13 protein-coding genes and 1 pseudogene are annotated in these 19,930 nt (G+C 66.3%); 8 read left to right on the top strand and 6 right to left on the bottom strand.

Going from position 1 to position 19,930, the window contains the following annotated elements; all coding sequences use genetic code 11:
• Nucleotides 1-50: 50 nt before the first annotated feature.
• The gene (locus AC5L38_RS41285) at nucleotides 51-551 is read right to left on the bottom strand and encodes a hypothetical protein (protein ID WP_495248271.1); all 501 of its coding nucleotides are present in this window, start codon (nucleotides 549-551) and stop codon (nucleotides 51-53) included.
• 1,554 nt (nucleotides 552-2,105) lie between these two features.
• Here AC5L38_RS41285 and istA point away from each other — a divergent pair.
• Both istA and AC5L38_RS41295 read left to right on the top strand, forming a co-directional pair.
• Nucleotides 2,106-3,014, top strand: a pseudogene (istA, locus tag AC5L38_RS41290) (IS21 family transposase); the annotation flags it as partial.
• Nucleotides 3,015-3,392: 378 nt separating this feature from the next.
• Nucleotides 3,393-3,527, top strand: coding sequence for a hypothetical protein (locus AC5L38_RS41295; protein WP_495248272.1), 135 nt, complete (start codon nucleotides 3,393-3,395; stop codon nucleotides 3,525-3,527).
• A 291-nt stretch (nucleotides 3,528-3,818) separates the two neighbouring features.
• Here the strand turns inward: AC5L38_RS41295 and AC5L38_RS41300 are convergent, their stop codons facing one another.
• The 4 genes from AC5L38_RS41300 to AC5L38_RS41315 all read right to left on the bottom strand — a co-directional run bounded on the left by AC5L38_RS41300 (nucleotide 3,819) and on the right by AC5L38_RS41315 (nucleotide 11,105).
• The gene (locus tag AC5L38_RS41300; RefSeq protein WP_495248273.1) at nucleotides 3,819-4,676 is read right to left on the bottom strand and encodes a hypothetical protein; all 858 of its coding nucleotides are present in this window, start codon (nucleotides 4,674-4,676) and stop codon (nucleotides 3,819-3,821) included.
• A 219-nt stretch (nucleotides 4,677-4,895) separates the two neighbouring features.
• A complete protein-coding gene (locus tag AC5L38_RS41305) occupies nucleotides 4,896-5,276 on the bottom strand; it encodes a hypothetical protein (protein WP_495248274.1) in 381 nt (126 codons plus the stop codon).
• Between the two features lie 59 nt (nucleotides 5,277-5,335).
• Nucleotides 5,336-6,433, bottom strand: coding sequence for a tyrosine-type recombinase/integrase (locus AC5L38_RS41310; protein WP_495248275.1), 1,098 nt, complete (start codon nucleotides 6,431-6,433; stop codon nucleotides 5,336-5,338).
• A 415-nt stretch (nucleotides 6,434-6,848) separates the two neighbouring features.
• Complete coding sequence (locus tag AC5L38_RS41315; RefSeq protein WP_495248276.1) at nucleotides 6,849-11,105, bottom strand: nSTAND1 domain-containing NTPase; 4,257 nt, start codon at nucleotides 11,103-11,105, stop codon at nucleotides 6,849-6,851.
• 594 nt (nucleotides 11,106-11,699) lie between these two features.
• Here AC5L38_RS41315 and AC5L38_RS41320 point away from each other — a divergent pair.
• From AC5L38_RS41320 to AC5L38_RS41340, 5 genes are all read left to right on the top strand, one after another.
• Nucleotides 11,700-12,461 (top strand): hypothetical protein, encoded by a 762-nt coding sequence (locus tag AC5L38_RS41320; RefSeq protein ID WP_495248277.1) that lies wholly within the window; start codon nucleotides 11,700-11,702, stop codon nucleotides 12,459-12,461.
• Nucleotides 12,462-12,827: 366 nt separating this feature from the next.
• Entirely contained in the window at nucleotides 12,828-13,421 is a 594-nt protein-coding gene (locus AC5L38_RS41325) for an LGFP repeat-containing protein (protein ID WP_495248278.1), read from the top strand.
• A gap of 201 nt (nucleotides 13,422-13,622) precedes the next feature.
• A complete protein-coding gene (locus tag AC5L38_RS41330) occupies nucleotides 13,623-16,457 on the top strand; it encodes a helix-turn-helix transcriptional regulator (RefSeq protein WP_495248279.1) in 2,835 nt (944 codons plus the stop codon).
• A 70-nt stretch (nucleotides 16,458-16,527) separates the two neighbouring features.
• Entirely contained in the window at nucleotides 16,528-17,172 is a 645-nt protein-coding gene (locus AC5L38_RS41335) for a hypothetical protein (protein WP_495248280.1), read from the top strand.
• A gap of 136 nt (nucleotides 17,173-17,308) precedes the next feature.
• Nucleotides 17,309-18,037, top strand: coding sequence for a calcium-binding protein (locus AC5L38_RS41340; RefSeq protein ID WP_495248281.1), 729 nt, complete (start codon nucleotides 17,309-17,311; stop codon nucleotides 18,035-18,037).
• A gap of 169 nt (nucleotides 18,038-18,206) precedes the next feature.
• Here AC5L38_RS41340 and AC5L38_RS41345 read toward each other — a convergent pair whose 3' ends face one another.
• Complete coding sequence (locus AC5L38_RS41345) at nucleotides 18,207-18,473, bottom strand: hypothetical protein (protein WP_495248282.1); 267 nt, start codon at nucleotides 18,471-18,473, stop codon at nucleotides 18,207-18,209.
• Nucleotides 18,474-18,892: 419 nt separating this feature from the next.
• Between AC5L38_RS41345 and AC5L38_RS41350 the strand changes: the two genes are divergently transcribed.
• Nucleotides 18,893-19,897: an AraC-like ligand-binding domain-containing protein gene (locus AC5L38_RS41350; RefSeq protein ID WP_495248283.1), complete on the top strand. Its 1,005-nt coding sequence runs from the start codon at nucleotides 18,893-18,895 to the stop codon at nucleotides 19,895-19,897.
• Nucleotides 19,898-19,930: the final 33 nt, after the last annotated feature.

Below are 19,930 nucleotides of genomic sequence, written 5' to 3' on the forward strand. Positions count from 1 at the left end.
GTGTGGCGACGTTCGGGGGGCGAGCCAGCGCCGAGGGTCAGCAGGCCGTCTCAGGCGAACTCCGGGGGAGGGTCACCGGTTGGCGAGGGGGGTTCCTTGGCAGGCTCGTCTTCGTCGATCAGGCCTGGGGGCAAGACGCCCGCGGCGTTCCACGGGGGTTGGGTGAGCTGGTGGGAGGCGCCGTTGAATTTCGCGGCCGCCTCGGGATGGCCGAAGCCGGCGGCCCGGCTGAACAGGCTCGCGGCGGCCCAGTCCTCTCCCTTGTCCTGGTGGATCGTCGCGAGCCGGTAAGCGGCCGCGGCGTGGCCGTGGTCGCTGGCCAGCCGGTAGAAGAACATCGCGACGCTGAGCTTGGTCGGATCGGCCCGCTCGTAGTCACGGCCGTAGGTATAGGCGAGATCAGCAGCGGCCCGCCAGTAACTGGCCTGCAGCCGACCGGCATGGTCAAGCAGTCTCGACACATCAGGGTGATCGGCGACGCGGGCCTGGCGCAGTTCCGGCTGCGCCTCGGTGGAATAGCCCCGCAGCAGGGCGATGACGGCCAGGTGCATGCAGCGCTGGCTGTCGCCGTTCTCGCTTCGGGTCAGCAGACGGGCGCCGGTCCTGCCGTAGATCTGCAGCAGCCGCTGACGGGCTGGGGACAGCGGCGGGAATTCGATTTTGGCGGGCGGCGGCGGGCCGGGCGCGCTGGTGCCCGGCGGCCGGATGGGCTGCGGCGGCGTAAGCGGCGCGTGCCGGGCCGGGGGCTGCTGTGCGGGTGAGGGGAGCGCGGCCGGCGGGTCGGGGGGACGTGCCTGCTCTTTGTTGCCGGCGACGATCGGCAGAGGCGCCCACCCAAGACGGCGTTGACTTCCAACGAATTGAGACGTAGCAGGAACGCCCCGCTTCCACACGAGAGAAGCGAGGCGTTCGCCATCGGCTATGACACGGTCTCTGACCGCTGGAGTCTCAGCTGTCGGCATTCCCGAGGAATTGCTGTTTCAGCATCGCTTCCATGTGTCGTAGCTGGGGGCAGGCAGATACGAGGGCCACGACTGGGTGAAGGTGTACGACTTGCTCTGCCCAGGGGGGGCTGTGATGCATTCGCCGTCCTTACCGTTTGCGGCGATGATCTTCACGCGATCTGACTGCCCAGAGTGCTGGCAGTTATACCACGTACCCCAGATCCTCGTGGTACGCAGCCCACCCGAAATAGAATGACTCTGGCTGCCCGACCAGCTGTCGCTGTTTTTTCCCGCGCACGGGTTGGGCTCTGCGCTGGCCTGCGACGCTCCTCCCACTACCAAGGTCGCGCAAATCGCGGTAGCGGCGGCAAAAATGGCCGCAGACTTGCTTCTTCTGAGCATGATATTACTTCCGTTCCGATGTTGGATGCGGCTATGATAATTACAAGGTGAAAGATTAAATTTATTTGCGAAAGCAATTCATGAATGTGTTCACGGATTTTCAGATACAAATCGCGACCATGTCTGGCGGTTGAGATCATGAGACAGTTTTCAGCGTTGGCGAAAAGGACACGATTGAACGCTTTTGCTGTGGCAAACCGAATCTCGCGTGCCGTCCGGCTAAGCAGATAAGGCCGGGATGGGGTTCGATCGCGACAGACCGCGCATTTCGCCCTGAAATCGCAGCGAAGCCCAATCCATCTACCGTCGTTTACCAATCTCCATCTCTTCACGAACATCATTTCCTGTGCTCAATAAGAGCAGTTCTGGCTTGTATAGAAGTATCTATGATTCTTAGGCCGCGTAGTTGACTTTGCGCGCACGAAGCCTTGCTCAGTTGCGCTGGGGCTTGTACGGAGTTGCGATCAGAGGGATTCGCCTACGCGTTGGTCTGTGGCCCCGGTAGATCATCGTCATGGCACGTGGAGAGCTCACCGATGAGAAATGGTCCTTGATCGAGCCTGACCTGCCCCTGGGTGAATGAGGCCCGATCTCGGATCCGCGGCAGCAGTTCAATGCGGTGATGTGGCAGTTTCGTACCGATAGCCCATAGCGGGATCTGCCTGTCGAGCACGAGCCCTGTCCACCATGTTGACGACGCGCGAACGGTGACCCCCTGGCGACGGCCGAATAGTGACCCCCTTGTAGTCACTCTGGAGGGTGATCAAGGTGGAGGACTGGGCGGAGATCCGCCGGTTGCATCGAGCCGAGGCGATGCCGATCAAGGCGATCGCTCGGCATCTGGGTATCTCGAAGAACACCGTCAAACGGGCACTGGCAGCCGACAGCCCGCCGAAGTACGAGCGGCCAAGCAAGGGATCGATCGTGGACGCGGCCGAGCCGCAGATCCGGGCGCTGCTGGCGCAGTTCCCGACCATGCCCGCGACGGTGATCGCCGAGCGGATCGGCTGGGAACGCTCGATCACGGTCCTCAAGGACCGGATCCGTGTGCTGCGGCCACGGTTCAAGCCGGTCGATCCGGCGTCGCGGACCACCTATCACGCTGGTGAGCTGGCTCAATGTGATCTGTGGTTCCCGCCGGTGAAGGTGGCGGTGGGGGCTGGGCATCTGGCCGGCCCGCCGGTGCTGGTCATGGTCAGCGGCTACTCGCGGTGGATGATGGCCCGGATGCTGCCCTCGCGCACTGCGGGGGATCTGTTCGCCGGGCACTGGGCTTTGTTGTCGGAGCTGGGTGCGGTGCCCAAGACGCTGGTGTGGGACAACGAGAGCGCGATCGGCCAGTGGCGAGGCGGCCAGCCGCAGCTCACCGCGGACGCCAATGCCTTTCGCGGAGCGCTGGGGGTGGGCATCATGCAGTGCAGGCCGGGCGATCCCGAGGCCAAAGGGATGGTCGAGCGGGCCAACGGTTATCTGGAGACCTCGTTCCTGCCCGGCAGGGAGTTTTCCTGCCCGCAAGACTTCAACACACAACTGGCCGGCTGGCTGCCTGTGGCCAACAGCCGTCATCACCGGCGCATCCAGTGCCGCCCGGTGGATCGGCTGCACGCTGATCTGGCGGCGATGGTGGCGTTGCCGCCCATCGCTCCGGCTGTGGGCTGGCGCACCTCGGGTTCCGGCCGACCCGCGTCACGCTCACCTTCAGGAGATGACCATGCAGGACTTCCTTCCCTGGATTCCGCTGATCGCCGCGGGCTTCAACGTGGCCGCCGCCGCGATCCGGTTGATCACCGTCCGCTTGCGACACCGCGCCAGCAGCACGCCCTCCTCCGTCGGCCCCGGCTCAGAGCCGTCGCAGACCCACAGTAATCGCGCCCCCTCGTAGATGACAGTGGCGGAGCCGACGTCCACTCTGGGGGATCCGGTAGGAACGAAACCGTGCCCCCAGATTGGCGTCACATCCGCTGGAGGCTGGCGCTTGCAGCTGCCCGACGCCCTTGAGGACTCCCGCTCCGGCGAGGCCTGAACCCTGAGGAGGTCGGTGCCTGGATGGACGAGACGCTGACCGTGCACAGCCAGCAACGCGCCGAGACGACCTCCTGGCCACCGGCACCGGACACGCTGCCGCGCTTCGTGACCCCCATGGCGGTCATCCCAACACCGCCACAGCCCAAGATCGAATGAGACTTTTCTTCACGCTCACCTTGGCCAGCTCAATCTCCACGCCACCCGCCCCTTGCCCTTGCCTGCCCCGCTTCGCCACCTGGCCCCTGAACCCGCCGCGTTCGCCCGCGCATAACCGGATGGCATGCGCAGCGGATCACGGGATCACTCACCGTAAAACAGGTGATTGCCGCGCAGCGATGGTTTCCTTCGATCGGTACCGATCCGCCGTCCGCATCGTGATCCGGTAACCACCCCTTCCCCTTTCACCGCCACCGCCCAAAGGGGCGTGCCGGCCAGAGGAGCTGAGATTCAGGGCGTGATGGGCAGGTCGCGGCGGGCCTGGTCCAGGTCGCTGCTCCAGATCCACAACCTCTGGGAGGGGGGTACCTGGTGGTAGCCGTAGGGGCCGACCTCAGTCAGGGTGCGCAGATCTACGCACACCCATTGGAACGCTTGATCGATCGTGGCGGCGGGGCCGTCGGATAGGTCGCGGGCGCCGAGTTTGATGGCGGCCCGGTACTCATAGCCCAGCAGCAGGTCCTCACCGAACTGCGCCCATGCCCCGCGCTTGTCGGCCCACGCGGTCTCGGCGTCGGCCACCAGCAGGGTCAGGTCGGCCGCGGTGGGCAGGGAGGGGTGGATGAGGAAGGTTGCGGCCCAGTCGGCGGCGACCATGTCGAGGTTGAAGGTGCGCCGCCGCGGATCATCACGCGGCGGCAGCGGGTCGCCGGCGCCGCCGGTGAACCAGGTGCCGGTGTAGGCCAGTAGGCGTCCGTTGCCTTCGATGAGCTCGCCGGTGGCGATGACGGCGAGCTTGCGTTGCGAGCCGTTGGGGCGGGTCAGCCGGGCGGTCACCATCGCCTGGTGGGCGGCGGCCGCGGCCTTACCCGCGGCCAGGTGCCGGGCAGCTGCGTCCGGGGGGAGGCGAGAGAGCAGGTAGGTGCGCAGCTCTTGCGGCAGAGCGTCGTAGGTGCCGTCCAGCAGGCGGGTCTTGGTGCGCTCCAGGGTGGCTTGCGCGGTGGTGGGGGTGCCGCCGTAGGCACTCTCGGGGGTGTCGATCGATACCATCCGGATCGCCATCGCGATCGTGGGGGTGTCGCCGTCGGTGACCCCGAGCAGTTGGTAATCGTTGGCGGGTTTGCTCCAGCCCGACGAAACCAAGATCAACCATCAGTGCTCTCCTGAACGGTCCGGCGGCGATGAGGGAGGCGTGCGCGTTCAGCAGGAACATCGCCGTTGATCACCACTTCGTTGCCACCCATACCGAGCCGATCGCCCACCACCGCCGTGATTTCGGCGGGCCAGCTTCGCAGGCTCCTTTGGAGGAGGGCAGGGGCATATGCCCCCTGCCCTCCAAGTGATGTTCAGCTCTTCGCCGCAGCGGCGTCAGTGCTGATGGGCCGACTCGTCGGATTGGTGGTTAGCGATCACGGTGGCCGCGCCTGGAAGCGTTACGACGAAATGCGGCTTCCAGCAGTCCGATTCCTGAGTGCCGAGCTCGGCACCGCATCCGGGACAGACGAGGTTGAGGCCATCCAGTCCATCGAGGCCGCAGCATCCGTTGAGACGTTGAGGGTCGGGGTGGCGTTCTGTGCCCGTGACATCGTCAGGATGCAGGATGAAGCCGTTGTTCCAACTGGAGGTATAGGTCCCCGGCGCCATCCGGGCCTTGCCCGCAAGGTTATGGCCGGCCGATGGCGGAGCGTTCTCCGGGCTGATCTCGGTGGTGAGACGCCGCTCGCATTGGGCGCAGACGAGGAACGACATGAACGCCATTTTGGAGGTTAATCTCTGTGCTGATCAATCGGCGCTCCGCGGGTCGGTATTCATGTGACCGCGTCAGGGCCCCGTGCTCGTCGGGTGGCCGAGGTGAGGTCTTCGGGGCGGGGCAGGGTGAGGGTGTCGACGGCTGCTTTGCGTTGGCGGCCGGGGCGCCGGTCGTATCCGGCGGTGGTGACCGGGGAGGCGTGGCCGAGGAGTTGCTGGACGCGGGCGAGGTCGACGCCGTTGTCCAGCAGGTCGCCGGCGAACGTCCTGCGCAGGTCGTGCGGGGTCAGTGGGGGCAGGCCGGCGACCAGGCGGCGGACGTTGAGGGCGTCAGCGACCGCGTCCGGGGTCAGGTGCCGCGGTTGCGTGGTGCCCCAGCGGTTGATCGGGACGAACAACGGTCCGCGGATGTGTTCGGTGGCGGCGATCCAGCGTCCGAGGTAGGTGGCGGCGACCTCGTGCAGGTAGACCTCGCGGGACTTGCCGCCCTTGCCGGTGATGACCAGGCGCCGCTCTCCAGGGTCATAGGCGGCGCGGGTGGCCATCGCCAACTCCTCCCGGCGGATACCGGTCGACTGCAAAACGGCGATGATCGCCGCGTCGCGCAGCCCGATCAGGGTGCCCGCGGTAAGGCAGGCGCGCAGCATGGCCGCGACCTCCTGGTCGGCGACTGAACGGCCGGCCTTCGCCCGGGCGCCGCCGGGAACGTTCTTCACCGCGCGGGCACGGTGGTAATCCTCCGCGCTCATCAGCCCGAGCATCCACGCCTGCTCCAGCACCTTGCGCACCGCGCTCAGGTGTTTGTTGATCGTGCTCGGCGACCAGGCCACCGCCCGCCCGTCGGCACCCGGATAGGTCTGCTGGATGAACAGGGTGCGCAGCCGGGCGGTGTGCTGGAAACGCAGCATCCCCCACGGCACCATCGCGCCGTCGGCAAAGCCGAGCAGTTGTGCAGCCTGGTCCAGGCACAGGCGCATAGTGCGGCGCGAGGCCGCACTGGGCAGCGATCCCAGATACACCCAATACGAATTCTGATCCCGAGGAGCGGTGGCCGGCACCGTGGCCAGCACGACAGGGGGCGTCGCCGGCAGCATGGCGGGTACTGCTGCGGGCAGGGCGGCGGGCAGCACTGGGCCGGTCTCAGCGATCTCCGTCATGGCCGTCAGTCTAGGTGATCAACTCCGGGGAATCGTCATTCTCCGGAGCCAGCATGGCGGCCGGAATCGTTTTGTTTCGTTACGAACGGAATCTGGTTTTAGAAGAACGGTACGTTGATATTTGCGACTGAGAGGAGCGTCCCAAGGTGGTGGCCCTAGCCGAAGGGGCAACGCCGCAGTGGCTGGCCCTGCCCGGTGACAGCCGGGCGGCGGTGGAGGTGGTCAGGACCATTCGGGGCCGTCAAGGGGTACTCGCCCGGCCGCCACACCGCAAACTCCGGGCGATGATTGAACCCCATCAACAGCGCGATCTCCGGACCGCCCCAGCACGGCACCCGATACCGCAAGATCCTTCTCAGCGCCAACGGCACGCTCAGCAGGCTGCTTGTGGCCGATGGTGAATCGCAGGGCGCCTTCAGCAGCTTCGCCGATACGGCTCGCGTGGAATGTATCGCTGCCACTCATAAGCGGTGAACGACCGCTCCGCGATGCCGCAGACCGCCCGGAGAAGATCACGAGGCAACGCGACGTTCCAGATCCGCACCGTTTTGTCCGCTCCACTGCTGACCAGGCGGGTACCGTCCAGGCTGAAGGTCACCGAGAGCACCAAGCTGGTGTGGCCGGTGAGCGGCGCACCGACCTGCTGATGAGTAGCCGCATCCCACACCCGCACCGTCCCATCACCTCCAGCGGTGGCCAAGCGAGTGCCATCCGAACTGAAGGCCGCCGAGAACACCGAGCCGGTGTGGCCGATGAGCGAGGCACCGACCTGTTTGCCAGTGGCCAGCTCCTCCACCTGCACCGCCCCATTCTCTCCAACGGTGGCCAAGCGGGTGCCATCCGGACTGAAGGCCGCCGACATCACCTGCCCGATGTGGTTGCCTCCTAGGGGGGCACCGACCTGCTTGCCAGTGGCCAGATCCCACACCCACACCGGCGTATCTTCCCCAGCGGTGGCTAAGCGGGTGCCGTCCGGGCTGAAGGCTGCCCGCCACACCCAACCGGTGTGGCCGGTGGGCAAGACATCAACCTGCTGGCGAGTGGCCGTGTCCCACACCCGCACCGTCCCATCATCTCCAGCGGTGGCCAAGCGAGTGCCATCCAAGCTGAACGCTGCTGACAATATCGAGCGGGTGTGGCCGGTGAGCGGGGCACCGACCTGCTGGTGGGTGGCTGTGTCCCATACCCGCACCCTCTCGTCTCCAGCGGTGGCTAGGCGGGTGCCGTCCAGACTGAACGCCACTAAGGATGCCCACGCGGTGTGGCCAGTGAGCGAGGCACCAACCTGCTTGCCAGTGGCTGTGTCCCACACCCGCACCGTCTGATCGCGTCCTGTGCTGGCTAAGCGGGTGCCGTCCGAGCTGAACGTCACTGAGAACACCGGGCCCGTGTGGCCGGTGAACGAGGCACCGACTTGCTGATGGGTGGCCGTACTCCACACCCGCACTGTCCCATCGCCTCCAGCGGTGGCCAAGCGAGTGCCGTCCGAGCTGAATGCCACCGACAATACTGAGCCGGTGTGGCCGGAGAACGGGGCACCGACCTGCTGGTGGGTGGCTATATCCCATACCCGCATCGCCTCGTCTCCAGCGGTGACCAGACGGGCGCCGTCCGGGCTGAACGCCACCGAGGACACCCAGGCGGTGTAGTTGAACGGGGCACCGACCTGCTGGTGGGTGGCCGCATCCCACACTCGCACCGTCTCGTCGCGTCCAATGGTGGCCAAGCGGGTGCCATCTGGACTGAAGGTCACCGACAACACATAGTCGGTGTGGCCGGTGAGCGGGGCACCAACCTGCTTGCCAGTGATCGAGTCCCACACCTGTACCGTCCCCTCGACTCCAGCGGTGACCAAGCGGGTTCCGTCCGAGCTAAAGGCTGCCGACACCACCTGCTCGGTGTGGCCGGTGAGCAAGGCACCAACCTGTTTGCCAGTGGCTGGGTCCCAGGCCCACACCGTCCCATCCTCCCCAGCGGTGACCAGGCGGGTGCCGTCCGAGCTGAAAGCTGCCGACACCACCCGCTCGGTATGGTTGGTCAAGACAGCACGTGCGGGTTGGCTGAGTAGCGCATACATGCTTCCCCTCGCCTCAGCGGTGGGGGCAATGGCCCAGGCCGCTGCGGCCAACCGTGCCGACGTCATTGGGTCACTGGGGAGCAGAGACTGGCTGTGGAGAGCTATTTGGCGAGACAGGAGTTGTGCGTTGCGGCTGAGTGCCACGGCGCGTTGACGTTCGGCTTCCTGACCGGAGCGGACAGCGCCCTGCGCCGTGACGATCGCGATCACCAGTAGCGTCGCCAACACCACGAACAGCGCCTGCCAGCGACGCCGGGTGCGGGTAGCAGCGTGTTTGCTGGCGTCCAAGAAGGCATCTGCCGGGCCGGGCAGACTGAGGCCGGGATACCGCGCCGGGTCAGCCTGCCAGCGTCTGGTGGCGGTGCGGGCGGTCTCCAGCCGAATCCCCTGATAAAGGAACGAAGGGTCGCGGTCTTTGCTGGTCCATTCCGTAGCGTCGTGTATCAATTCGCTATACAGGGCTTGTTCGTGGTGGTCTCCGGCCAGCCAGCCGGCCAAGCGTGGCCAGGCGGTCAACAGTACGTCGTGGGCGAGTTCGATGCTGTCGCCATTAGCCACCATCAGGCGCCGGGTGGTGAAGGCCTCTACGACCAGATCGATCTGGTGTGCCTGCTCGGGTGGGTGGCCGGTGTGTAATTCCTGGCGGGTGAGGGGGCGCCGCGCGTAGTGGCCGTCCGGTAAGACGGCGGTCATCCGATGCATCAGCTGCTGGGCGAGGCCCTGTTGCGCTGGCGTCAAGGCGGTGTAGGCGGCCTCGGCGCTGGTTTGGACCGCGTGGGCGATGCCGCCGCCGCTGCCGTAGCCATGCCGGGTCAGTCGATCGTCTTCGCGGTTGTCCCAGGCGGCGCGCATCGCTTGGGACAACAAGGGCAACGCTCCCTCCCCCACCTGTAGCCCCGATCGGGTGAGGCCGGGTGTGTGCGTGCGCAGTTCGCCCAGCACTAGGTCGACCAGCCCGGCTTCTAGTTGGAGGCCGGCGGCATGGGCGGGGCCGGTGATGGCGCGACGCAGTTCCGGCTCGCTCATCGGCCGCACCGTGAACGGTCCCGCCTCCAATGCCTCAAGCAACTGAGGGTAGGCGGCGCAGCGGTCCCAGAAATCACCGCGTATCCCCAGCACGACCAGCGCGGCCGATGATTCATCGGGACCAACCGGAACGTGTGCGGCCGCGTGCAACACCGACACGAACGCCTCCCGGCGCGCATCAGCGCCCAGAGCCGCTGCAGCATCATGCTGGCCGGTGGCCGATAGCGGAGATCGGGTGCTGTCAGCGGCGAGGGTGAAGATCTCCTCGAACTGATCCACCACCACGATCAATCGCGCCTGCTGCGCCTGCCGAGCACCGCGCTGGTGTTCTTCGAGGTATTTCGCCACGGCTTGGCGCATCACCAGAGGGGCGCGCTCCGGGGCGGCGGCTAGCGTGTCGGTCAATGTCACCGCGTCGATGCCTGCCAGCGCGGCCAGATGCACCGCCAGCTCGGTCAGCGGATCGGCGGTCGGGGTCATGACCAGCCGCGGCCAACGCGCCGCCTCCGGCATCCCGGGCAGTCGGCCGCTGGCCAGCCGGGCCAGTAATCCGGCGCGCAGCAAGGAGGATTTACCTGCTCCCGAGGCGCCGGTCACGACCAGCATGCTCGGCCCGCTCAGCCGCTCAGCCATCACCGCGGCCAACTGCGCGCTGACCTGCTCACGGCCGTGGAAGATCTCCACGTCATCCTCGCCGAACGCCACCAGCCCCGGATACGGACACGCCCCTACCCAGGTGGTCGAGGGGTTCCCGCTGGTTGTGGCGTTCTTGCTCCGGCGCGAGCGCATGCGTTTGTCGATCACGGCAAGCTGATCGCGGATAAGGGTCAACTCGGCCGATTGACGGCGGCTGCGTTCACGATCGGCGCGGTGTTCGGCGTCTTGACGCTGCAATGTCTGTTGGATCCGCACTGCGGCGCCCTCAAGGCCGGCCAGCAGGAAAGTGAACTCTGTGAAGGTCTGCCCCAGCTCAGCGAACACCGTGGCCAGGTGGGTGTGAATCCGTTGCTCACCCACCTCCATCGCCTCAAGGACGGCGGCCTCGGCGGCATCGATTTGATCCAGCACGGCGGCGATCTCCTCGCGCAACTGCGCGGCACGCTCATCATCTGCGTCCAGGACCTGCTCGATGCACGCGCTCAGCTCACGCTGCGCCTCCTCCAACCCGAAAGAAGCGCCAGCGGGGGTGGGTTCACGCCAGCGGTCGGTGCCGCGGACGATCATTTCACTCAGAATGTTCGTCCCCAGCCCGGCCAGCGCTCCCATCCCCGCCCCGGCCATACCGCCTAGCACCACACCCCCAGCGGCAACCGCAACCGGCGCCAGCGCTGCGGCACTCAACCCGGCCAGCACGACAACGGGCGCTGTACGCCCCACCTGGGCAGCGCCGCGACGCATCTGGTGAGCGCTTAGCCGCACCCCGTCCGTGCCCATCTGCACGTGGTAGGCGCCAAAGCGCACCCACCCCCTGACCCCTTGACGCATCTGCTCAACCAGTGCAGCGGGCGCCTCAATACCGCCGATCAGACGGTCCTCGTGCTCGTGCGGAGGGTCAGGTGTCGAGGTCATCACAAAATCCTCGCCCGGAGTCAGCGAACACAACAAGATGCGCCGGAGTTACTACATTCCGCCACGTAATTACACCAATTCCAGAGCCTTCCAGCCCAGCGAAAGCTGATCAATCGGCTGCACCCCTGGAGCAGCTGCGAATCGAGGACAGCTGATGCCCTATCGCCCATGCCGCCTCCCGCTGGCCCATTCAGGCCGACCAGCAGTGAAGTCGCACCTGCCCCCTGCGACCTTGTGATGGTTCAGGCGGCGGCGGACGCCCACATGCCGCACGACGAGTACGAAGGCGAGTACGGGCGAAGGAGCGGAGGGGCGGAGGTTCATCAGCAGTCATACCGACGGCACCCGCTACTGCGCCACACCAGCAGCGCGGCTCAGCCAATGACGGTGACAACCCGATGGCACAAGGCCGCGACGAGGACCTCGACGGAAAGACGCTCCAACCCCGCCGCTCTTGCCTCGGCTGATCAGCGGATTTGCCCTGCGGACGGGAATGAGCCTGTGGTGCGGCGAGCCCGCACCACCCCGAGCCGCAGACGGTGATGTGCCCTGAGGAGGCGACCCGCCCCGAGGGCGTCCATATGATATGGACGCATGTCCTCCCGTAAAACCCGCGCCTTGTCTGATCGGGCCCGCCGCGACGCCACGGATGCGATCTTGGATCGGCGCCGCCGACTCGGGGACCCCGACCTAGAAAAGGCCTCCGACCACCCGGTGGAGCTGGTCACCTACGTATTGGGCCACCAGCGCGTCTCGCGCAGAGCGATCGGCGCCGATGTGCTGGACGCGCTGGTCGTTTTGGAAGGGGCGCGCCGCCAAGCCCAGCAGGAGTTCGACCGGCTGGAGCACCTGCTGCTGGAACAAGGCATCACCGCGGGCCTGTCCCTGACCGACCTCGGGGTTGCCGCGGGCGGGTTGGGTAAGTCCACCATGCACAACCGGCTGCTACGCGGCCGCGCCCGCCACGCCGGCCTGGCCTCCAACGAGAAAGCGCTGCGCGCCCAGCAGCGCGGCGACCAGTGGCTAGCCGAGTACGGCAAACGCCTACTCGCCGCCGCCCACCAGCTGCCGCCACACGCCGAGCGCGTCGCCGCGCAAGGCGATGAGGATTTTGCCGACGGCCTGGCCGAACTCGCCGAAAGCCTCGCCACCCTGTCGGCGGCCGCCACCGACCCCGCCCAGCCGATCCCGGCCGCCGACATCACCCGGATGCGGTTCATCGCCGCCCGCCTCCGGGTGATCCTGCACGAGATCACCGCCCCTCACCTCGCCACCCTGCGCGCTGAGCTCGCCCCGGTCTTGGCCGAGTTGGCCGCGTTGACCGGCCAGCACGTCACGGTAACCGCCTACACCTGACCTACGGTGATGAGAGGAGACACCCGCCTGGTGAAGGCATGACGTCGTATCCTCGGTCAGATCGCGGCCACGACTGCCATCCCCGACCTGTCCTCACCCCGCACACCGCAGGAGCCCTTCGCGCGGGCTGTACTCACTCGAGCCGTTCATGATGTTCCGCCGAGCAGGGCCTGCCCCCACTATTTATGGGTTCTTCCTTCCGTATCAACGCAGGTCACAGGGTTGATCGATGATCTCTAAGGGTAAGTGGGCTTTGGCGAACGAGCCAAGCGTGTCGCTGGCCTCATCGTGCCTCCTGAGCATGTAGTCAGGGGCTGAGCGAACCGATTCCTCGTATCAGAGCACCACAATCCATGGGGGGAGACCATGTCTCTAACGACACGAACGCTGCTGACCGCAGCAGCCCTCGCCGCGACCGCAGCGCTTTCACCCGCCGAGGCGGCATCGGAACAAGCCATTGACGTCGCATGTGATCCCAACCTGGTGGCAGGGCCAGGCAGTCTCATCGGGGATCATTGGCGCACGAACGGTGGTGAACACAGTGTTTTTGGTTGCCCGATAACCAAAGAGTTCGGTTACCCCAACAGAGTTGGCTCGTTCCAGCGGTTCGTCAATGGACAGATCATGTGGTCGCCTGCCCTGGGCGGCGGCAATCTGCTAAGGGTTTATAACGCTGGCAACATGATCGTGTTCCGGTGGGGTCGCACCCAGCGTGACTGGGACTACTTCAACGTCCGTTGGAGGCACAACACCGGCGGGCCCAACCAGGTGAGGGTGGGGCGCGAGACAGCGTGGACTGGATTCTATGGCTTCACCCCAAACAATGTGAGACGCCTACCTGAGCACCATGGGACCGAGACTTTTACTTTCTCAGTCCAAGGCTGTGATCGAGAGGGCATTTTCCAAACCGCCACATGCGGTTCTTGGAGCGACGAGATCTGGATTCCGAGAAGCTTCTAAGCACGATTTAGATCATGTGCTGAGTGGGACAACCACCATCAAGAGCAACTGCTCGACCTAGCCGATGCCTCGGGCGATTTTCGACGTCACGGCCCCAGCCTGACTCGGCGCGGAGGATCGCGTCGTGCAGGTAGGTCGCCTGGGGCAGCTCCGCACTGTATTACACCCGAAAATTACTACTGGGGCCATTACGATCAGGAGGTGGATCTGGTCGGCCGGACGCGTGAGGTTGGGGTGCTGGCCGGTGCGTTGGAACGCATGCCGCGACTGGTCTTGTGTCGAGGTGAGGCGGGGGTCGGGAAGACCCGGCTGGCCGAGGAATTCGAGCGGTACGCGCGGGCCCGCAGGGTGCCGGTCGTGTGGGGCCGGGCGACGGAGACGGCCGGTGCGCCACCGTACCGGCCGTGGCGGCAGGTGGTTGACACACTCGCCACGGGCGCACTTGATCCATTCGCCAGATTGTCGTCTGGCCGTCCGTCCGACGACGGCGAGGACATGGAGGGCATGGCGGAGCGGTTTCGGCTGTTCGACGCGGTGAGCAGACTCCTGCGTACGGCAGCTGCCGATCGCGGTCTGGCGGTCATTCTGGACGACCTGCACTGGGCTGATCGGCCCTCGATGTTGTTGCTGCGCCACCTCGCGAGCGACCTCTCCAGGAGCCGACTCGTCATACTGGCTAGCTACCGTGGCGGTGAGCACGCGGGCGACGGGCCGATCGGGTCGATCGTGGCCGATCTGGTCAGAGAGTCCGTCACCGAGCGGCTCAATCTGGCGGGCCTGACTGCGGCAGCCGTCGGCGCACACCTCGCAGGGATCACCCGCGTGTCTCCCCCGTCCGATGTCGTACGGCGGGTGCATGAGGTCACCGGCGGGAACCCGTTCTTCGTCGGAGAACTGGCGCGCATGCTGCCAGAGGACGGCGGATGGCGGTTGCCGGCCGTGGTGCCGCTGAGCGTGCGGGCGGCGATCGCGCTGCGCACGGCACGGCTATCGCCGGTCTGCAGGTCCCACCTGCGGGTCGCAGCGATCGTCGGGCAGGACTTTCCGGCGACTGGGGTCGCCGCCGCTGCCCGCAGCCAAGACCGAGTGTGCTTGGAGGCACTGGAAGAGGCCGTGGCCGCCGGGTTGATTGAGCCTGCCGACGCAGTTGGCCGCTATCGCTTCACCCATGCCCTCATCCGCGACGCCGTCGAAGCTGACTTGACCGGCGGCGAGGCCGCCGCGCTGCACAAGGCAGCGGCCGAGGTGATCGAGGAGTTGCACACTGGCCGGCTCGGGCCGCACCTGGCCCAGCTCGCTCACCACTGGGCGGCGGCGGCTGTGCTCGGCGATCGGCTCAGGGCGGTCGGTTGGATCGAGCGCGCCGCGGATGACGCGCTGCATCGGCTCGCATTTGAAGAGGCAGCGCGACAGTACCGGGTGGCACTGGAGACTGGTGGTAATGACCTCGATGACCTTGACGGCTATCGGCTGCTGAGCGGGCTCGCTGATGCTCTGTACCGCTCGGGCGAGGTAGGTCCCGCCCTTGAGATGTGCGTCGCGGCAGCCGCCGTTGGTCGGCGGCTCGGCCGCCCCGACCTGATCGGCGAGGCCGCGCTGACAGTGGAGTGCGTGGCTGACTCGCGTCACGACGCCACATTGCGCCGACTCTGTGAGGAGGCACTGGATGGCTTGGGCACGCAGCCGTCGGCCCTGCGCATCCGGTTGCTGGCTCGCCTGGCCGAGACTGGGATGTACCTGGATGAGTATGATCACGCGAACGTGGCCAGTGGCCAGGCTCTCCAGGAGGCGCTAGATCAAGGCCCGCCGGACGTGCTCGTCGCCGCCCTACGAGCGCGACGGCTGGTCCGCAGCGGGCCAGACGGTGTCGAGGAACGGGTCAAGCTGACTGAGCGGATGGTGGAGGCTGGCCGGTTGCTGCGCAGCCCGTCCACCGAGATGTGGGGCCGGCTGTGGCGCTTTGAGTCGTGCTTTGAGCGAGGAAATCTCGCTGAGGCGGGCGCCGAGATCGAACGGCTCGCCCAGGCGGTCGATCACGTGGGCGGACCGCTGGCCCGCTGGCACCTGATGAGCTGTCATGCGGTACTCGCCCAGGCCAGAGGGCTCTTCGCGGACGCCCACCGACACCTCGACGAGGCTTATACGGTGATCGCGCCGACCCGCCTGCCCGCAGCGATTCCCGCGCGAATGGCCCTGTTGACGCTGCTTGACCACCACCAGGGCCGGCAGGATTGGGCCGAGGCAGAAAGACAGCGGCCGAATCTTGCGCGGCTGGACAGCATGGGGATCATGGATCGTCTTGGTCCTGTCTACGGCCTGGTTGGGGTGGGCTTGCTGGACCAAGCAGCGATGGCTTATCGCGCCCTTGGCCCTGTGGAAAGCTGGCGTCCGCCGCCGTTTTTCCGGCTGGTCTGCCACACCTTCGCGGTCTCGGTCGCGATCGCTCTCGGTGAGCGCGATGACGTAGCGACGCTGCGCGAGTTGCTGCTGCCCCATCGACAACTGCACGTCGTCTCCGGGCTGACAGTGGTCAGCTACAACGGTCCCGTCGAACTGGCGCTCGGCCGTGCCGCCGCCTTCCTGGGCGATCTCGACGCCGCGGTGACTGACCTCGACGAGGCGGCGGAGAGCTGCCGGATCAGCGGCGCCGAAGGGTTCCTGGTGGAGGCACGCTGCGAGCTGAGCACCGTCCTGGTACGGCGAGGCCAACCCGATGACCTGCTTCGCGCACGTGGCCTGATCAAGGGCTGGGCCCGCACGGCCCGGGCCCTGGGCATGGCACCCTACATCGAGCGGGCCGCCGCGCTTTCGGCTGAACTCGACGCCGCTACCGCCCTGCCGCTCACCAGCCGCGAGGTCGAGGTAGCCAGGCATGTCGCAGCCGGGATGACCAACCGCGAGATCGCGGCCACGTTGTTCGTCTCTGAGCGCACAGCGCAAAACCACGTACAGCACATCCTCACCAAGCTCGGCTTCTCCCGGCGCAGCCAGATCGCCACCTGGGTGACAGCGCATCTGAGTAGCCCGGGGAAGTAATTCGGCGGATGCCTCAAAAGGCACGGGTTCATAGCGTCGGCATCGACCACCAAAACCCGTGGAGACCGCGATGCCCAACCGTTTCGTTCATCTGGCCGCCAACGCAGCCATCGTCGGCGCGCTCGTACACGTCGTCGGCGCCGTCGTACAAGCGGCCGTTCCGAAGGATCCGGGCGAGCCCGGCTTCGCCCTGGCCAACGCGCTCGCCGGTACCGCTCACCTCACCTTCCTCCTCGTAGCGCTCGCGCTAGGCACCAGCGGGGCCGCAGGCAAGGGGCCGCTCGCCAGGATCGGCGTCGGGATCGCCGTGCTCGGCTGGGGAATGCTCGTCACCGGTGAGGTACTGGCCCAAATCCTGCTCACGATCCTCGCCCCGCTGTTCAACGCGGCGGGCCCGGTAATCGGACTGGGCATGACAATCACCGGTGTCGCCGTCTTGCGTGAACACGTTTGGCAAGGGCCGCAGCGCCTGATCCCCTTGCTGTGTGGCCTCTACCCTCTGCTGGTGATGGCACCGGTCTTCACCGCCACCGGAGGGCCCAACTACTACATCATCGCCGGCTGGGGACTGTTCTGGCTGCTGCTCGCCATCACGCTCCGCCTACCCCTTTTCCAAGAAGACGCCCAGCCGAATCCACCTGGCCTGATGCCTGGACACGCGACGCCCACCAGATCGTCGGCTCCCTCAAGACAGCCCCTTTCCCCAGAGCCATGACACGCCCTTCAGCACAGCCACTGATTCTCACCACCGTCATCGCGGTCTGGGCCATGGCCGTGGGGGTCGAACTATTCCTGCGGCACCGATCCGCGTGATCACCATCCGTACAAATTCACGAAAGAAGGAACTCCCGATGACCATCTCCGCACGCCTTCGATCAGCAGCTCTGCTCGTCGGTGCCACGCTGTTGCTGCTTCCCGCGCTCACAACTCCCGCCTCGGCGACGACCGCACTGGTTACCGCCGGAACGTGCAAGGAGGGCCCCAAGACCGGGCAGCTCACTTACACAGCGGAGCCCGGCGTAGCCAACGAACTCACCATCACTCAGGACGCCGCCCTCACAATTTTGCATGACGAAGCTGGTCAGATTCAGGGCTGCACCCCCAACGGTGACTCCGTGACCGCCGCGCCCGCCACGGAGATCAAGGTCGTGGCCGGGGACGGGGACGACGTCATCGTGGTGAACACCCCGGTGCTTGGGCAGCAGGTGCTCGTGCTGGGTGGCGAGGGCGACGACGAACTGCGCGGCACGGGGAACGCCGACGACCTACGCGGCGGGCCCGGCGACGACACTCTTCGCGGCACCGGCGGCAACGACATGCTCCGCGGAGACGCGGGGGACGACGAACTCCGTGGCGACAGCGGCGCCGACGAGCTGAACGGCGGCAACGGTGGCGACGACCTGAGCGGCGGCGCCGGCACCGACGAGCTGAACGGCGGTAACGGCGAGGACGAACTGCGTGGTGACGCCGATGCCGACGAGCTGAATGGCGGAGGCGGCCCCGATGAACTCGACGGCGGCGCCGGCACCGACGCATGCAACGGCGGTCCGGGCACCGACACCGCGACTCGCTGCGAATAGCGAGACACGGCCGGACTTCGTCCGGCCGTGTCTCAAGTTCGAATTCGCCCAATAGACAAAGGGGCGGCGGCCCGCACGTGATCGTCGCGTGCGGGTCGCTGCCGTATTTCTCCCAGACACCACGGCAACCCCTTCATGACCACGGCCGTGCCAGGTTCACGAGATGAGATCACTCATCTCCGTCTCTTTTCCGTCGCCGCGCTTCTGCTCGCCCAAGATGTGTGCCGAACGCGGCCAACGCCGTCTCCGCGGCGGCCGCCACCGACCCCGGCTCACGGGGCCGAAGCACCACCACGTTGCCGGCTCCGGAGTCACTCCGATCGGCAACGCGGTTGTCGACTCGGTCGCCATCCCGGCCGCCATCGCGACCGTCAACCTGGTTGCCGGTCTCGCCGTCGCCGCCATTGTTGATCTTGCTATCGGTGTTCGCGGTCACCCTTCGGACCCCTCCCCTTATTATCCGGGGAGTTTTTCCGGCGTTAGCCCGGCCTGCGCCCGGTGGTTATCCGGGGAGATCCTACCGAGACTCCCCGGATAATCGTACTTATCCAGGGAGCTGTGGGGTGGCGCGCCGGGGCCGCATGTCAACTGGTCGTTGGCGCGCGGGTGGCGGGGTGCTGAGCCGTTCACCGTAGAGCCGCCGCTTGGTCGCCGGACTCTCCTCGGCTGGCCGTAGTCAGTGGAAATGCCGCATGGGGACAACGGCTTCACGTTCACTAATTCATGCGCCGTGAGCTGCGGTTTCAGAGGGAAAAGACTCAAGGATAAAGCGTTATGGTGTCGTGATCGAAATTTCCTGAGCCTAGGGCGTAACACTGAAGACGAGCAGGATCCCGGAAGGCAGGCAGGCTCCCGTTGACAGATCTGGTCTTCCACAGCAGCACCCTTCCCGTATCCGAGCGGTTCGCCAGCTGGTGTGAGCTGGCCGCCGCGTCGCTTATCCCGACCACGGTGGACTCCGCATACCAAGATGATTTCCACGGGTCAATGCGCCTGCGGGCGCATGGATCGGTGCAGGTCAGTACGGTCACCTGCTCAGCCCTGACCTCCACACGATCTTCGGACCTGATCCGCCGCGGCGATCCCGACATGTACTTCCTCGCGCTCGTGCAACGCGGAACCCTGGGACTGACCTACGCCAACAGGGAAGTGGGCCTGAGCGCGGGAGACCTCGTCATCTACGACTCCTCGGCACCCTTCAGCGCCCACATGATCACCCCGACGCTCTGGAGCCGAAAGGTGCTGGTCTCGATCCCGAAAACGCACCTTCCGCTCGCGCCGAAAAAGATCACACCGCTCCTGGGCGCCGGCATCAGCAACAGCGACGGCCTCGGCGACATCCTCTCCCGCCTGATAACCCGCGCGGCTCTTCCTTCGAGCGCCGAGAGCGCCGAGAGCGCGGGCGAGGCCCGGCTCAGCGGTGCGCTGCTGGACCTGCTCTCCGTTCTCCTGGGTCACATGGCGGGCGATGCGCCGGTGCCCCCCGAGGCGCGCCACCACGGGCTGCTGCTGCGGATCCGGGCGTTCATCGCCGACAACCTCCACGACCCGCACCTGACACCACAGATGATCGCGGAAGCACACGACATCTCCCGTCGCCAGCTGAACCGGCTGTTTCACAACGAAGACCTGCCCGTGGCCGCCTGGATACGGCAACGCCGCCTCGCCCGATGTCACCGCGACCTGGCCGACCCGGCCCTGCGCTCGCAAGCCATCTACGTCATCGCCCGCCGCTGGGGGTTCACCGACGCCCCCTCCTTCACCCGCGCGTTCCGCGCCGACTACGGCGTCACACCGATCGAACACCGGCAGGCCGCCCTACGCGCCACCGAGCCCGCAAACACAAGAAACCCGGCCTGAAAAATCAACGACTTTCCCCTGCGCTCCCCTCAA

The organism is Streptosporangium nanhuense (genome assembly GCF_059358815.1).

Bases quoted from the DNA above. Each gene is read 5' to 3' on its own strand.
- AC5L38_RS41285 (WP_495248271.1), bottom strand. From the start codon at position 551: ATGCACCTGGCCGTCATCGCCCTGCTGCGGGGCTATTCCACCGAGGCG.
- AC5L38_RS41295 (WP_495248272.1), top strand. From the start codon at position 3,393: ATGGACGAGACGCTGACCGTGCACAGCCAGCAACGCGCCGAGACGACC.
- AC5L38_RS41305 (WP_495248274.1), bottom strand. From the start codon at position 5,276: ATGTCGTTCCTCGTCTGCGCCCAATGCGAGCGGCGTCTCACCACCGAG.
- AC5L38_RS41310 (WP_495248275.1), bottom strand. From the start codon at position 6,433: ATGACGGAGATCGCTGAGACCGGCCCAGTGCTGCCCGCCGCCCTGCCC.
- AC5L38_RS41315 (WP_495248276.1), bottom strand. From the start codon at position 11,105: ATGACCTCGACACCTGACCCTCCGCACGAGCACGAGGACCGTCTGATC.
- AC5L38_RS41320 (WP_495248277.1), top strand. From the start codon at position 11,700: ATGTCCTCCCGTAAAACCCGCGCCTTGTCTGATCGGGCCCGCCGCGAC.
- AC5L38_RS41325 (WP_495248278.1), top strand. From the start codon at position 12,828: ATGTCTCTAACGACACGAACGCTGCTGACCGCAGCAGCCCTCGCCGCG.
- AC5L38_RS41335 (WP_495248280.1), top strand. From the start codon at position 16,528: ATGCCCAACCGTTTCGTTCATCTGGCCGCCAACGCAGCCATCGTCGGC.
- AC5L38_RS41340 (WP_495248281.1), top strand. From the start codon at position 17,309: ATGACCATCTCCGCACGCCTTCGATCAGCAGCTCTGCTCGTCGGTGCC.